This is a genomic window from Pseudomonas sp. FP1154, assembly GCF_030687245.1.
In the GTDB taxonomy this organism is placed as follows: domain Bacteria; phylum Pseudomonadota; class Gammaproteobacteria; order Pseudomonadales; family Pseudomonadaceae; genus Aquipseudomonas; species Aquipseudomonas rhizophila.
Map to the genome: position 1 here is coordinate 3,165,151 of NZ_CP117465.1, position 14,184 is coordinate 3,179,334.

Consider the following 14,184-nt stretch of genomic DNA (forward strand, 5'->3'; position numbering starts at 1 on the left):
CGGATGTTTGCGGCTCATTTGCTCAATTCAGCGCCGGTGGGGGTGGTGGCATGAACGCCACCCTGTCCTGCCAGGATCAGATTGCCGTTGCCCGCCGCCGTGACAGCCGCCACGGAAATCCGATCCGGGCGGTTGAACACGCTGAAGGTCACGCCGTCATCACTGCTGCGCACCACACTGCCGCCGTTGCCGACAATTACGATGGAGCCATCTGGCAAGAGCGTGGCCCCGGACAGGCCGAATTCCAGGGCACCGCGGGTGGCCTTGAGTTCGACCTGCTCCCAGGTGCTACCAAAATCGGTGGAGCGATAGAGGTTGCCGCGCAGGCCGTAGGCCAACAGCGTTGAAGGCTGAGCGGTGCCGATGACGCCGAACAGCGAACCTTCGTATGGGCCTTCGATCTTTTCCCAGGTCTGGCCCCAATCGCTGGAGCGGAACATGCTGCCGGCCTCACCGACGATGAACAGCCCGGCGTCTTTCACCGCAGCTATCGCGTTGAGGTGGAACTGGTCTTCGTTGTCGAGACGATCCCCGACCTCTTCCCAGTGCTTGCCGCCGTCGGTGGTTTCGAACAGCGCCCCGTAGGCGCCCACGGCAAAACCGTTGCTCGCGTCCTTGAACCAGACGTCCAGCAGCGGCGATTCACGGGTCAGGTCTTCGAATTGCTTGGTCCAGGTGCTGCCACCGTCTTCGCTGGCCAGTATCTGCGCGTCGTGCCCCACGGCCCAGCCGTGTTTGTCATCGACGAAAAATACTGCGGTGAGCAACTGGCGGGTCGGCACCTTGGCCTGAGTCCAGGAACCGCCCTGATCGTCCGAATAGACAATGTGCCCGCGATCACCGACCGCCACCAGGCGTTTGCCGGCATGGACCACATCGAGCATCAGGGTTTTGCTGGCCTTGGCCGACTCGACGGAATAGATGACATCGGATGTCGAAGCCGCTACGGCCATCACCGGTGCAGACAACACGGCAGAGCCCAGCAGCGAGAGCGCCGAGACCAGCAACGCGACTCTGCGCAGTACCGGCGGCCGGCAGCGGCCCACAGCCATGACAGGCTCATTCATAGACCTTTCCCCCATTATTATTGTTAGGTCATTCAACCCTTCAGGGCGCCGTAAGCGGGCTCATCGTGATTGACTGTTCTGGAGCATAGTCCTGAAACCTGCAATCTAGAGCCACTTCGGAAGCTGACCTATCCTATCGGGCTTTGGAAAGGTCTGACAATCGACGCCGCGTTATCTTTTGTTAACCGTGGCGCAGTGCGGTCGGGGGTGAATGAAGGGGTATTCGGGGAGGTTATGGCAGGCTATCGAGGCGGTTGTTGTGTAGACAGGTCTGACGCCATCGCGAGTAGGCTCGCTCCCACAAGGGATCAATGTTGAACACAAGATATATGCTCACTGAAGATCACCTGTGGGAGCGAGCCTGCTCGCGATGGGAACACCGCGGCCTGCCAGGCAGACCGCGGTGCCAAGGTCACGCCAGGCTCTTGCTTACCACTTCGAACACATCGGCCGACAGCCCGCCGGACGCCAAGATGCGCTCCAGCTCGGCTTTCATCAGCGCCTGGCGGGCACTGTCGTATTTGCGCCAGCGGGTCAGTGGCGCCAGTTGCCGTGCGGCGATCTGCGGGTTGAAGCCATTGAGCTGGATCACCAGATCCGCCAGGAAGCGATAACCTGAACCGTCAGCCGCGTGGAAGTTGATCAGGTTCTGCCCGGCAAACGCCCCCACCAAAGCGCGTACCTTGTTCGGGTTCTTGATATTGAACGCCGGATGTTCCATCAAGGCCTTGACCCGCGCCAGGCCGCCCGGCAACGGGCTGCCGGCCTGGACGCTGAACCATTGGTCCATGACCAGCGGATTGCCTTTGAAGTTCTCCGCGAACACTTCCAGCGCCTTGGCCTTCTCGGCTTCGAACGGGGAATTGACCAGCACCGCCAGGGCCGTGAGACGCTCGGTCATATTGTCGGCGGTGTCGAACTGCTCCAGGGTGGCACTGAGCACTTCCGGCTTGTCGGTCAGCATCAGGTACGACAGCGCGATGTTCTGCAAGGCACGGCGGGCGAAATGCTCAGCCTCGGCCACGTACGGCGTGCGCTTGGACAGGTCACGGTTGGCCTCATAGCGCAGCCACAGGGCTTCGAACAGATTGTCCGCCAGTTGCTGACGGGCGAATTCCCGCGCGGCATGGATCGCCTCCACGTCGGCCACTTCGCTGATTTCCGTCAGATACGCCTCGCTTGGCAGCGAGAGCATTTCCGCGACCATGGCCTGATCCAGGGATTCGTCCGACAGCACGCTACGCAACGCGCTGACCAGACGCGGGTCCAGCACCAGATTTTCGCCTTTCTGATGCTGGGCGATCAGTTCCTGCAGCACCTGCACCGACAACTGCTGGCCGGCATCCCAGCGGTTGAAGCCGTCGCTGTCGTGCTGCATCAGGAACATCAAGTGGTCCCGATCGTACGGGAAGCTAAGCTTCACCGGGGCCGAGAAGCCGCGCAACAACGAAGGCAACGGCTTTTCGGCGATGTCGACAAAGGTGAAGGTCTGCTCGGCTTCGGTCACCGAGATCACCCGGGACGTGCCAGTTGCCGCCGCTTCGCCGGCCAGGCGCAGAGGGATTTCATTGCCCTTGCTGTCCAGCAAACCCAGCTCCACGGGAATCACAAATGGCAGTTTTTCCATTTTGTCCGGGGTCGGTGGGCAACTCTGGCTGAAGGTCAGGCTGTAGGTTCGGGCAGCAGCGTCGTAGGACTCGCTGACCGCCAGCCGTGGCGTACCCGCCTGGCTGTACCAGCGCTTGAACTGACTCAGGTCGACGCCGTTGGCATCCTCCATGGCCTTGATGAAGTCATCGCAGGTCACGGCCTGGCCGTCGTGGCGCTCGAAGTACAGGTCGCTGCCCTTGCGAAAGCCCTCGGCCCCCAGCAGGGTGTGGATCATGCCGACCACTTCCGAACCCTTTTCGTACACGGTCAGGGTGTAGAAGTTGGAAATTTCGATGAAGCTGTCCGGGCGCACCGGGTGGGCCATGGGACCTGCGTCTTCGGCAAACTGGTGAGTGCGCAGGTACGCCACGTCCTGGATACGCTTGACCGTGGCTGAGTTCATGTCGGCCGAAAAACCGGCGTCGCGGAACACAGTGAAGCCTTCCTTGAGGGACAACTGGAACCAGTCACGGCACGTCACGCGGTTGCCCGACCAGTTATGGAAATACTCGTGGGCAACGATCGCTTCGACCCGCTGGTGCGCGGCATCGGTGGCGGTTTCGGCGCGGGCCAGCACTGCGCTGGAGTTGAAGATGTTCAGGCCCTTGTTTTCCATGGCGCCCATGTTGAAGTCGTTGACCGCGACGATCATGAAGATGTCCAGGTCATACTCACGGCCATAGACCTCTTCATCCCAGCGCATCGACTTCTTGAGGCTGGTCATGGCGTGCTGGCACTTGTCGATGTTTTCCGGCTCGACATAGATGCGCAGCGCCACGGTGCGCTCGGTCATGGTGGTGAAGGTGTCTTCGACGCACCACAGGTCGCCGGCCACCAGGGCAAACAGGTAGGCGGGTTTCTTGAACGGGTCTTCCCAGGTCGCCCAGTGCCGGCCATCTTCGCCGGGACCGCTGGCGATCGGGTTGCCGTTGGACAGCAACACCGGATAGCTGTGCTGCTCGGCCACCACCGTGGTGGTGAACGTACTCATCACATCCGGGCGGTCGAGGTAATAGGTGATCTTGCGGAAACCTTCGGCCTCGCACTGGGTGCAGAACATGCTGCCGGACTTGTACAAGCCTTCCAGGGCGGTGTTGGTTTCCGGGTGGATCCTGACAGTGGTGTCCACCGTGAAGGCCGGGGCCTTGGGTTGCAGGGTCAGGTGGCTGGCGTCCAGCTGATAGTCCAGCGGATTGAGGTCGGTGTCATCGAGCTTGATCGAGAGCAGTTCCAGCTGCTGGCCATCGAGCACCAGGGGCGGCAGGCCGGCACCGCGCTCGGGGTTACGGCGCATCACCAGTTGCGCATGGACCAGGCTGTGGTCCTCGAACAACTCGAAGGTCAGGTGCGTCTCGTCGATCAGGTACTCGGGCGCCTGATAGTCCTTCAGGTAAATCATCTTCGGTTGTTCGGTGCGCATGGGGCAAATCCTTCTACTGATGCACGGCGAGCTGATAAGCCGTGTATTTACGAATATTGATCACGCCAGTGTCGAAAATCAGGTATTGGCCCTTGATCCCCAGCAGCGTGCCTTCGGCAATCGGGTTCTTGTCCAGGTTGAAACTGACGATCTTGGCCGGGTATTGCTCCACCGGATAACGGATTCCGCTATGGTCTGGATCGCTTGCAGGCCGAATCGTTCCTGCAAGCCTTGCAGACCTTCGGCGCAGCTCTCGAACAGCGAATCGCGGATCTGCGGCAGGTCCACCGCCACGGCGTCGCCCTTGAGCAATGCGCGCCAGTTGGTCTTGTCCGCCACCTGGCTGCGGAACAGGTCTTCGACAAAGCCCGATTGCTGGCGAGTGGCGACCCGCAGGATCGGCAGCGCCTGGCTGGCGCCCTGGTCCAGCCAGCGGGTCGGCAGCTGCGTGGCGCGGGTGATGCCGACTTTCACGCCCGAGGAATTGGCCAGGTACACCACATGATCGGTCATGCAGAACTGTTCGCCCCAGGCCGGCTCGCGGCAGGTGCCCGCATCGAAGTGGCAGCGCTCAGGGCTCATGATGCACAGGTCGCACTGGGCCAGTTTAGTCATGCAGGGGTAGCAATAACCCTGGCTGAAGCTGGTCTTGGTCCTGCGTCCGCAATGGCTGCAGTGGATCGCACCGAGAAACTCCAGGCGCACCGTGCTGCCAATCAACGGGTTGACTGGCACCTCGGTATCGCCCAGGCGAAAGGCGTATTGAACGGTCGGCCCGTCAAGGCGTGCCGACATCTTGCTGATTGCACCGCGGCCAATCTCGATCAATGGATGGCATCCGACTTGAACAGGATGTTCGGCACTTCTGTGGCCTTCGACTGGCACTCCTGCGGGCCCATGTAGCCGGTGCGTTCCTCTTCGGGCAGATTCTGCATCTCCCAGGCGATCATCGCCTGCAGCGACAATTCGCGCTGTTCGGCGGTGAGCTTGTTGCCATCGGCCCATTTACCGATTTCCACCGCCAGCTTCAGGCTCTGATAGATCTCGGGGGTGATGTTTTTGATCATTTCGTTGAACGAGGACATGGGTTCTCCGCGCAATCGCGCATATTCAAATATTACAGGCGCCGTCAGAGGGCCATTTTACGACGAGCGAACAGCCCGCCCAACAAACCCGTGAAGCAACCGATGAGCAGCCCGCCGACGTGGGCCGCGTTGGCGATTTCGCCGAAACCGATCAGCGAGATCAGCCCGGACAGGCACAGCACCAGCCACACCAGCATCATCACCAGCACCCCACGGGGCAAGTGATAGGCCGGGTTCGGCGCCAGCAGTTGAAAGATCCAGCAGTGCCCCAACAGACCATAGAGCACGCCGGACAAGCCGCCGAACAAGGTCGGGCCGCTGAAGAAATATTGGGCGAAGTTGGACACGAGGCTGAACAGCAGTGTCAGCCCCAGCAGGTTGATGCCGCCCTGGCGCGCTTCAATCCGCCGTCCCAGTTCCCAGTACCACATGCCATTCATGGCGATGTGCAGGAAACCGAAATGGATCAGCATCGGCGTCACCAGGCGCCACCACTGCCCTGCCGCCAGGCTGTCGGCCAGGGGCGTGAAATGGATATAGTCGCCGACGACGCGAAACTCCAGGAATGTCAGCCAGCGCAAGGTCTCGAGATTTTCCCCCAGCAACGTCACGGCGCCGACGATCAGGCTCAGCAGCAACACCAGTGCTGTAACCGGGCTGCGGGTCAGTTGCTGGACGAAACCAGGCCGTCGCGACGTGCTGCCGGTGCCCGGCAACTCCAACTGGTGCTCGGGATCGCCGCTCGGGAAGCGTGCATACAACGAGCGCACGTCTTCGCTGATTTCATCGGGCACCCAGAGCACCTGCTCGCCCGCCTCCTCGCTGACCCGATGGGGCACCTGCATGCGTTGCAGCAATTTGACGAAGCCGCTCAGATCCTCGGCCAAGGGCAAGCGCAAGACCGCCACGACGCTCATCGCAGTTCCTCCGGCCGTTCGACATCGACCCAGACAAATTTATGCGGGTCCAGTCGGGTTTCTGCGTCGAGACGATAGGCCACCAGTTTTCCGTAAAGCACCGCGCTGTAATCCAGGCAGGCCAGGTTCGAGCGGATCGGCGCGGGTTTGCCGCTGCGCCAGTAATGACCGACGAACAGCATGGGTTCATGCACGCCATAGCGCAGCAGATTATTCTTTTCGTCGGGCGACAGCGGCGTGCGAGCCACCGGTTCGGGCAAGGCGTCGGGTTGGAACACGATGTCTCCATAGGTCTGAGGATCGTCTTCCCAGAACTTGGTGCGAAAGAACGAACGGGTCAGGCCGTCGCCGCCGGTGAGGGTCAGGCCATGGGGCAAGCGCATGTCGGTACCGCGCAGCAGGCGATCAAACACCGTGCAGGCGAAACTGCCCGGCTCCGCCGAGGCCTGGAGGAAATGCTCGTCGATACAGCCGTCCGGGAACAAGCCTCGCAGCGGCTCGATCAGACCGTTGTCCCAGCAGGCGTGGACCACCCGGAAGCGCTGGGCATCGACAAACAGCGGCAACTCGTAAAACCACTTGAGAAAGTCATGCCAGTCGCCCGGATGCTGCTCGAACTGGGTCAGGGTTTCGTTGAGCAGACGGGCATGGCGCGGGGTGTGTTCGCGCACGTAGCGCTGGCCGCTGCCCGGCAACGCCGGCGTGCTCCAACCCAGGGCGTTGAACTCGTGGTTGCCCATGATGCACAGCGCCTGACCGGCCACCACCATGTCGTGGACGATGTGCAGGGCTTCGCGGATCCGCGGACCACGGTCGATGATGTCCCCCAGGAACACGGCCATGCGCGACGGGTGCCGCCAGACGCCGCCCTGCTTGTGATAACCGAGGCGGTCCAGCAGGCGTTCCAGGGTCAGGGCGCATCCGTGCACGTCGCCGATCAGGTCGTAACTGCGCGCAGGATCGAGCATCAGTCGCCTCCACCCCCCAACCGACTGCCCCAGCCGAGCTTGGTCCGGCAGACTTCGTAGTAATTGTGATCCAGCGGGTGGATGAGACGCAGCTTCTGCGCTTTTTTGCTGACGGTGATGGTGTCACCCGGTGCGCAGGTGAAATGGTTCTGGCCGTCACAGGACACTTGCGGGTAGATCTGCATATCCTTGGACACGACGATTTTCAGCTCACTATTGCCATCGACCACAATGGGTCGCCCAGACAAGGTATGGGGGTACATGGGCACAATCACAATAGCGTCGAGCTTGGGATGCATGATCGGGCCACCGGCGGAAAGCGCATAGGCCGTGGAGCCGGTGGGCGTGGCGACGATCAGGCCGTCGGCCTTCTGGCTGCAGACGAACTGACCGTCGATATACAGCTCGAATTCGATCATCCGCGTGGATTTGCCGGGGTGCAGCACCACATCGTTGAGGGCATCGCCCTGACCGATGGCTTCGGCGTGACGGCGCACCTCGGCTTGCAGCAGGAAGCGATTCTCCACCAGATAGTGACCGTCCAACACCTCGGCCACTTTGGTTTCCAGCTCGTCGGGGCGGATATCGGTCAGAAACCCCAGGCTACCCCGGTTGATGCCCAGTACCGGAATGTTGTGCCGCGCCAGGGCTCGGGCGGCCCCCAGCAGACTGCCATCGCCGCCGACCACGATCACCATGTCACAGACTTCGCCGAGCATCTTGCGCGACGAAGTCTGCAGGCCGTGACCGGGCAAGACTTCGGCGATGGTATCTTCGAGGATCACATGCAGGTGCCGCTCCAGGAGGAAACGTTTGAGTCGGCGAACAGTGTCCAGCACCTGCGAACTGCCCAGGCGACCGATGATGCCGATATTGCGAAATTGCTCCATGGGGCTCCTGCGAGGGTCTGCGTCGGGCGAAAAACACGATTATGGGCGAAAGCCGCCCATAGACAAAATTCTTTAAGCCTTCGACGCAGGCTATGCTCGCAAAATGATCCTGTTCCCCGAACTGCTCGACTTGCCCCGCCGCCTGCGCCATCCCGAAGTGCGCGACCTGGCGTGGGCGATCCTTGCCCCGCCGATGCTGATCGACACGCCCTGGCCCCAACGCCATCCCCTGACCGGCAGCGACTGGGTGCAACAGCCTCATCAACTGGAACAGTGGCTGCGACAACTGGACCGCGACAGCTATCCGTTACTGCATTGCCTGTCCCAGGGCAGAACCCGGCGCCTGGGTCTGTATTACGAACGGTTGTGGCAGTTTGCGGTGCAGCACGCGCCGGGCATTGAGCTGATCGCCGCCAACCTGCCGATCCGCCACCAGGGCCAGACCCTGGGTGAACTGGACCTGCTGCTGCGCGATGGCGACGGCATCCACCACCTGGAACTGGCGATCAAGTTGTACCTCGGGCCGCAAAACGGCCACGGGCAGGACACCGCACAATGGCTCGGCCCGGGCTGCCATGACCGGCTCGACCTTAAACTGGCGCATTTGCGCGAACACCAGCTACCAATCTCCGCTCGCCCGGAAAGCCGAGAGGCCCTGGCAACGCTGGGCATCGAACCCTCGGGCATCGAGCTGTTTCGCTCGGAACTCTGGCTAGGCGGCTATCTGCTTTACCCGTGGCCCGGCCAAGCCGAACCCCCAACCGGCGCCCATCCCAGGCATTTGCGCGGAAGGTGGCTGCATCAGCGGGACTGGCCGGCGTTCGTTGCCCAGCGTCCGCCGGGGCGCTGGCAACCCCTGCCCCGGGCTGGCTGGCTCGCCCCGGCCCATTATCCGGCGGACCAGACCTGGAGCGCCGGGCAACTGGATGCCTGGCGAATGGCCCTCGACCCCATGGCCCCCGCACAATTGATGGTGCGCCTGAGTGAAAATGCCGAGGGTGAGTGGGAAGAAACCGAGCGAGCGTTCCTGGTGGCGGATCGTTGGCCGGATGTGCCGGGGAATGGGTGAGATGGGCGGCGTCTGTCCGGGCCTCATCGCGAGCAGGCTCGCTCCCACAGTGACCGCGGCGTTTGCAATCTCAATGGCAACAACGCATCGATGTGGAAGCTGCTCGCGATAAAGCCAACGCGGTCTAAATGGACAACCGCAACGCCAACGCCGCCAACGTCACCAACAACACCGGCACGGTCAGCACAATCCCGACCTTGAAGTAGTACCCCCAGCCAATCCGGATGTCCTTGCGCGCCAGCACGTGCAGCCAAAGCAAAGTCGCCAGGCTGCCGATCGGAGTGATTTTCGGGCCCAGGTCGCTGCCGATGACGTTGGCGTAGATCATCGCCTCCTTCACCACCCCGGTGGCCTGACTGGCATCGATGGACAAGGCACCGATCAGCACCGTCGGCAGGTTGTTCATGATCGACGAGAGCAAAGCCGTCAACAGCCCGGTGCCCATCGCCGCCCCCCACACACCATAGGCGGCGAAACCATCGAGCCATTGCGCCAGGTAGCCAGTCAGCCCCGCATTGCGCAGGCCATAGACCACCAGATACATGCCCAGGGAGAAGATCACGATCTGCCACGGCGCCTCCTTCATGACCCTGCGAGTGGAGATTTTGTGACCGCGGGCCGCGACGGCCAGCAATAACGCGGCGCAGACCGCCGAAATCGCGCTGATGGGAATGCCCAACGGCTCGAGGGCGAAGCAACCAAGCAGCAGAATCGCCAACACCGCCCAGCCCGCGAAGAAGGTGGCCCTGTCGTGGATGGCACTCGCCGGGGCATCCAGTTGATGCGGGTCATAGTCGCGCGGGATGTCGCGGCGAAAGAACCACAGCAATATCGCCAGGCTGGCCGCGACGCTGACCAGGTTCACCGGCACCATGACCGCCGCGTAACGGTTGAAGCCAATGCCGAAGAAGTCGGCTGAGACGATGTTCACCAGGTTCGACACCACCAGCGGCAGGCTCGCGCTATCGGCAATGAAGCCGGCGCCCATCACGAATGCCAGGGTTGCCGCCGGAGAAAAACGCAAGGCCAGCAGCATCGAAATTACGATGGGCGTCAGGATCAACGCCGCGCCGTCATTGGCGAACAAAGCCGACACCAGCGCGCCCAGCAGCACCATGAACGCAAACAGCTTGCGCCCGCTGCCTCGGCCCCAGCGGGCCACATGCAAGGCGGCCCAGGCGAAGAACCCAGCCTCGTCCAGCAACAGGCTGATGATGATCAGCGCGATAAACGTACCGGTGGCGTTCCAGATGATCTGCCACACCAGGGCAATGTCACCGACCTGCACCACCCCGCTCAACAACGCCAGCAGCGCACCGAGCGTTGCACTCCAGCCAACACCGAGGCCCTTGGGTTGCCAGATCACCAGTGTAATGGTCAGCAGAAAAATCAACGACGCGAGGAGCATGCGCAACAGCCTTGAAAGAAGGGATTTAGTAGGGGAAAAGAAGGGTCGCCTTGTGGCGAGGGGATAAACCCCTCACCCGCTATGCATGCCTGAAAATGCCGGGCATCAGGCCTTTTTGTGCTGTTCAACCCACTTGCCATAGGCATCAATGAATTTCTGCAGAAACGGCCTCACCGACTCAGACAGCTCGCCCTGCTCATCGAACGCGCTCCCCGCACCGGCCAGATAAGCCTCCGGCTGTTGCATGCAAGGCACATCGAGGAAAACCAGGGACTGGCGCAAATGATGATTGGCACCGAAACCACCCATGGCTCCCGGCGAGGCACTGATCACCGCACCCGGTTTACCGCTCAGGCAGCTCTTGCCGTAAGGCCGCGAGCCGACGTCAATGGCATTTTTCATCGGGGCCGGAACCGAGCGGTTGTATTCAGGCGTGACAAACAGCAATGCGTCGGCCGCGCCAACCTGCTCACGGAAAGTGCTGTAGGCTTGTGGGGGTGTGACGTCAATATCTTCGTTGTAGAGCGGCAGGTCGCCTATCTCGATGATTTCCAGCTTCAGGTTGCTCGGCGCCAGATCCGCCAGGGCCAGAGCCAGCTTGCGATTGATCGAAGCCTTGCGCAGGCTCCCCACTAAAACGGCCACGGTGTAGACATTACTCATTGGACACTTCTCGACGATGGGTTCAAGGGAGCCCCATTTATAGATGATCGGGCGAACAATTGGACCAGCGGAGAACCGAAAACCTTCCGACTGGACTATTTTTTTCATGTAGGAAAACTTACCGCGCTTGACCAAGGTCTACAGAACCGCAAATCGAGTGATTTATTTCCAGAGGTTCTAAGCAATGGCAGCAGTACTTGTCGGACAATTTCATGCGCGGGACGCCGAAGGTCGCGTCTATTCAGTGCATGAATACCAAGAATCGACCCCGTCGCCCGACGGTAACGGCAAGGAGCCTGTGACGACTTTCAAGCTGGCGATCGGAGATCGCGTCAACCAACTCGAAGACGGCAAATTCATGCTGGTGCAGTCCCAGATTGAATTAACCCGCGAACCGGAAACGCTACCGCCCGCTCAAACGCCCGCTGAAACGCTAATTGCCTCATAACCTGTTGTTATGAGCAGAAGTCATGCCCGGACTTGGGTTAGGATTCAGCCACTCAATGGCTCTCCCGCCCAACATGGACTGCTTGCATGCGTTTACGCCACATCGAAGTGATCCAGGCGCTGTTGCAGACCGGCCACCTCGGCACGGCGGCTGAATGGCTGCAATTACCGGTGGCAGAGGTGGAGGCGACGCTGCGCGATGCCGAGCTGCAGTTGGGTTTCATGCTGTTTGCCAGTGTGCGCGGGCGATTGCAGGCGACTCGCGAAGCCCTTGAGTTGCGCGACGGCATCACCCGCGTGTATGACACCCTCGAACCGGTGCAACGCCTGGCCAGCAGCCTGAAACACTATCAGGCGCCGCCCCTGCGCATCATTTGCACCCCACCGCTGGCCCAGCAGTTACTGCCTCAAAGTATCGCTGCCCTGCGTCGACGCCATCCGGACGCCCCTTGCACCCTGCTCAGCCAACCGACCCGAGACATTGTTCAGAGCCTTCTGCTGCGCGACAGTGACTTGGGCCTTAGTCTGCACGACCCCGAACACTCCGACATCCAGTGCCAGATGATCGCCCAGGGCAAACTGCAATTGCTGGCGCCCCACGGCTGGCTGCAACCGCGGCAAAAATACATTTCGGTTCAGGATCTGGCCGGCCAGTCGCTGGTGGGCCTGGATGGCCACGACCCGCTGAGCCCTGCGTTCGACCATAAGCTGGCGGCGCTACGCCCCGCGCCGGTCATCCAGATCCGCGTACAGACCCATCAGATGATGCGCGCCATGGTCGAGGCTGGTGAAGGGCTTGCCATCGTCGACCCCTTCACCGCTTCAGGTGCCAAGGACGGCGGGCTGGACGTATGCCCGGTATCGCCCGCCATTCCCATCTGCCTGTATGCGCTGAGTCTGAATGGCACGGCGACCTCTCCCACCCTCCAGTCGCTGCTGGAACTGATTACGGAACAAGCCGAGGCGCTGTTGGGCCACTGATCGCCATGCCCAGTGGATCGTCGAACAACCGGTACCAGAACAACGCCACCTCGGCGGTATGACGGTCAATGCCGCGATAGCGCAGGTGATCGATCCCGCCCAGCACGTAACCGCAACGCTCATAGAGCCGGCACGCGCCCAGGTTGTTGTTCTGGGTTTCGAGCATGATGCCCGGCAGTTTTTTCTTGCGGCTCCAGAAATGAGCGACGTCCAGCAATGCCCTGGCCACACCGTGGCGACGGGCCGGGGCATGCACGGCAAGCTCATCGATGTGGGCAAAACCGTTCCAGTTGGTACTCACCACCAGATGCCCTACCGGTTGGTCATCGAGGTAAGCCATGAAGATCTCGCTGTCCGGAGCGTCCCGGAAACTGCTGAATTCCTCAGGATCGATGCCATAGCATTTACGATAAGGGGCAATGGGCGTCACTGGCCATTGGCTCACCGGCCGACCCACCTGCGCCGTCCCATAGGCGCTGACCTCGAAACTGAAGTCGCTGCCCCAGATGTAGGCGGCAAAGCCGTCATCGACGACACGCACCGACAGGCCGGGGTGCTTGGGATTCATGACCGGCTGCATACTGGGAAAAGTCCTCATTCCTTGAGACAACCAACGGCGCTCTGCCATCCATTGCCCTTGCCTCTCGAAACTTCATACATCAAGCGGGTATCCGTAGCCTGCCCGTTACCTCAGGTTAGAAGGTACTGGCGATTGTGGCGAGAAATGAATGAAGACTGCCCTTGTGGGAGCGAGCCTGCTCGCGATGGGATCTCCATGGTCCAACAGACAGACCGAGCCGCCTGCATCGCGAGCAGGCTCGCTCCCACAAAGGGTACGACCGTGGCGCAAGATCAGTTCGCCGCGGCCTGGGATTCGACCAGTTGCGTCCACAGTGCCGGAGCACCGGCAGATTTGGCGATAGCTTCCAGACGCGCGGCATGTTCGGCGAGGTCGTTTTCGCTGGCGCGAAGGATCCGGCCTGGCGTGCGGTCAGCGGGCAAACGACGGATTTCCGTTGCCTGGTTACCTGAACCCTCACCCGTGCCATTGCCATCGGAGGCGTTGCCGGCCAGGGACAGGCTGGTCTGGCCACCCGTCATGGTCAGGTAGACGTCGGCGAGAATCTCCGAGTCGAGCAAGGCGCCGTGCAGTTCACGACCGGAGTTGTCGACGCCGTAGCGCTTGCACAAGGCATCGAGGCTGTTGCGCTGCCCCGGGTGCCGTTCCCGAGCCATCATCAAGGTATCGAGGATGGTGCAGTGCCGGGTGATATCGGCCCGGTCGTGCTGCCCCATCAGGGCAAACTCGTTGTTGATGAAGCCAACGTCGAACGCCGCGTTATGGATGATCAGCTGCGCACCCTGGATGAACTCGAAGAACTCATCGGCCACTTCAGCGAAGCGCGGCTTGCCCACCAGGAACTCGTTGGTGATGCCGTGGACGCCGATGGCGCCTTCATCACTTTCGCGGTCCGGTTGCAGGTAAACATGGAAATGGCGACCGGTCAGGCGTCGGCCGATCAGCTCGACACAGCCGATTTCGATAATCCGGTGACCATCGGTCACCGGCATGCCGGTGGTTTCGGTATCCAGTACAACAGATCTGTTGGCCATCAGTG

At 61.3% G+C, this 14,184-nt stretch carries 13 protein-coding genes and 1 pseudogene; 3 read left to right on the plus strand and 11 right to left on the minus strand.

The genetic code is table 11. From position 1 onward, the window contains the following. Positions 1–14 precede the first annotated feature (14 nt). From PSH91_RS14255 to PSH91_RS14285, 7 genes and pseudogenes are all read right to left on the minus strand, one after another. Positions 15–1,067 carry a YCF48-related protein gene (locus tag PSH91_RS14255; protein ID WP_047225779.1) on the minus strand — a complete coding sequence of 351 codons (1,053 nt, stop codon included), beginning with the start codon at positions 1,065–1,067 and terminating at the stop codon, positions 15–17. A gap of 412 nt (positions 1,068–1,479) precedes the next feature. After that, positions 1,480–4,137, minus strand: a complete 2,658-nt coding sequence (gene pepN, locus PSH91_RS14260) for an aminopeptidase N (RefSeq protein WP_076384437.1) — start codon at positions 4,135–4,137, stop codon at positions 1,480–1,482. Positions 4,138–4,150: 13 nt separating this feature from the next. Beyond that, positions 4,151–5,022 (minus strand): annotated as a pseudogene (locus PSH91_RS14265) (DUF2797 domain-containing protein). Then, positions 4,962–5,222, minus strand: coding sequence for a YeaC family protein (locus PSH91_RS14270; protein ID WP_047225776.1), 261 nt, complete (start codon positions 5,220–5,222; stop codon positions 4,962–4,964). Before PSH91_RS14270 ends, PSH91_RS14265 begins: the two are co-directional and overlap by 61 nt. Positions 5,223–5,266: 44 nt before the next feature. After that, entirely contained in the window at positions 5,267–6,139 is an 873-nt protein-coding gene (locus PSH91_RS14275; protein ID WP_047225775.1) for a rhomboid family intramembrane serine protease, read from the minus strand. Then, on the minus strand, positions 6,136–7,110 hold the full coding sequence (locus PSH91_RS14280; protein WP_171061363.1) for a metallophosphoesterase: 975 nt from the start codon (positions 7,108–7,110) through the stop codon (positions 6,136–6,138). Before PSH91_RS14280 ends, PSH91_RS14275 begins: the two co-directional genes overlap by 4 nt. After that, on the minus strand, positions 7,107–7,997 hold the full coding sequence (locus tag PSH91_RS14285; RefSeq protein ID WP_003202709.1) for an NAD(+) kinase: 891 nt from the start codon (positions 7,995–7,997) through the stop codon (positions 7,107–7,109). Before PSH91_RS14285 ends, PSH91_RS14280 begins: the two co-directional genes overlap by 4 nt. A gap of 103 nt (positions 7,998–8,100) precedes the next feature. On the opposite strand from PSH91_RS14285, the gene PSH91_RS14290 reads away from it, so the two are divergent. Beyond that, complete coding sequence (locus tag PSH91_RS14290) at positions 8,101–9,066, plus strand: DUF1853 family protein (protein WP_107322358.1); 966 nt, start codon at positions 8,101–8,103, stop codon at positions 9,064–9,066. 124 nt (positions 9,067–9,190) lie between these two features. Here the strand turns inward: PSH91_RS14290 and PSH91_RS14295 are convergent, their stop codons facing one another. Then, positions 9,191–10,474, minus strand: a complete 1,284-nt coding sequence (locus tag PSH91_RS14295; RefSeq protein ID WP_107322357.1) for an arsenic transporter — start codon at positions 10,472–10,474, stop codon at positions 9,191–9,193. A gap of 105 nt (positions 10,475–10,579) precedes the next feature. Next, the gene (locus PSH91_RS14300) at positions 10,580–11,137 is read right to left on the minus strand and encodes an NADPH-dependent FMN reductase (protein ID WP_139049964.1); all 558 of its coding nucleotides are present in this window, start codon (positions 11,135–11,137) and stop codon (positions 10,580–10,582) included. Positions 11,138–11,321: 184 nt separating this feature from the next. Here PSH91_RS14300 and PSH91_RS14305 point away from each other — a divergent pair, with 184 nt between their 5' ends. Further along, positions 11,322–11,585 (plus strand): hypothetical protein, encoded by a 264-nt coding sequence (locus PSH91_RS14305; protein ID WP_047225770.1) that lies wholly within the window; start codon positions 11,322–11,324, stop codon positions 11,583–11,585. Between the two features lie 86 nt (positions 11,586–11,671). Further along, positions 11,672–12,565 carry a LysR substrate-binding domain-containing protein gene (locus PSH91_RS14310; protein WP_047225769.1) on the plus strand — a complete coding sequence of 298 codons (894 nt, stop codon included), beginning with the start codon at positions 11,672–11,674 and terminating at the stop codon, positions 12,563–12,565. Here PSH91_RS14310 and PSH91_RS14315 read toward each other — a convergent pair. Together PSH91_RS14315 and dnaQ are read right to left on the minus strand one after the other, a co-directional pair. Next, positions 12,531–13,145: a GNAT family N-acetyltransferase gene (locus PSH91_RS14315; RefSeq protein ID WP_047225768.1), complete on the minus strand. Its 615-nt coding sequence runs from the start codon at positions 13,143–13,145 to the stop codon at positions 12,531–12,533. The two genes, PSH91_RS14310 and PSH91_RS14315, sit on opposite strands and share 35 nt — an antisense overlap. A 272-nt stretch (positions 13,146–13,417) precedes the next feature. Then, on the minus strand, positions 13,418–14,179 hold the full coding sequence (dnaQ, locus tag PSH91_RS14320) for a DNA polymerase III subunit epsilon (RefSeq protein ID WP_047225767.1): 762 nt from the start codon (positions 14,177–14,179) through the stop codon (positions 13,418–13,420). Between the last annotated feature and the right edge of the window lie 5 nt (positions 14,180–14,184).

Coding starts and splice junctions, on each gene's coding strand:
- PSH91_RS14270 (WP_047225776.1), bottom strand. CDS start 5,222: ATGTCCTCGTTCAACGAAATGATCAAAAACATCACCCCCGAGATCTAT.
- pepN (WP_076384437.1), bottom strand. CDS start 4,137: ATGCGCACCGAACAACCGAAGATGATTTACCTGAAGGACTATCAGGCG.
- PSH91_RS14315 (WP_047225768.1), bottom strand. CDS start 13,145: ATGCAGCCGGTCATGAATCCCAAGCACCCCGGCCTGTCGGTGCGTGTC.
- PSH91_RS14295 (WP_107322357.1), bottom strand. CDS start 10,474: ATGCTCCTCGCGTCGTTGATTTTTCTGCTGACCATTACACTGGTGATC.
- PSH91_RS14300 (WP_139049964.1), bottom strand. CDS start 11,137: ATGAGTAATGTCTACACCGTGGCCGTTTTAGTGGGGAGCCTGCGCAAG.
- PSH91_RS14305 (WP_047225770.1), top strand. CDS start 11,322: ATGGCAGCAGTACTTGTCGGACAATTTCATGCGCGGGACGCCGAAGGT.
- PSH91_RS14290 (WP_107322358.1), top strand. CDS start 8,101: ATGATCCTGTTCCCCGAACTGCTCGACTTGCCCCGCCGCCTGCGCCAT.
- dnaQ (WP_047225767.1), bottom strand. CDS start 14,179: ATGGCCAACAGATCTGTTGTACTGGATACCGAAACCACCGGCATGCCG.
- PSH91_RS14275 (WP_047225775.1), bottom strand. CDS start 6,139: ATGAGCGTCGTGGCGGTCTTGCGCTTGCCCTTGGCCGAGGATCTGAGC.
- PSH91_RS14285 (WP_003202709.1), bottom strand. CDS start 7,997: ATGGAGCAATTTCGCAATATCGGCATCATCGGTCGCCTGGGCAGTTCG.
- PSH91_RS14310 (WP_047225769.1), top strand. CDS start 11,672: ATGCGTTTACGCCACATCGAAGTGATCCAGGCGCTGTTGCAGACCGGC.
- PSH91_RS14255 (WP_047225779.1), bottom strand. CDS start 1,067: ATGAATGAGCCTGTCATGGCTGTGGGCCGCTGCCGGCCGCCGGTACTG.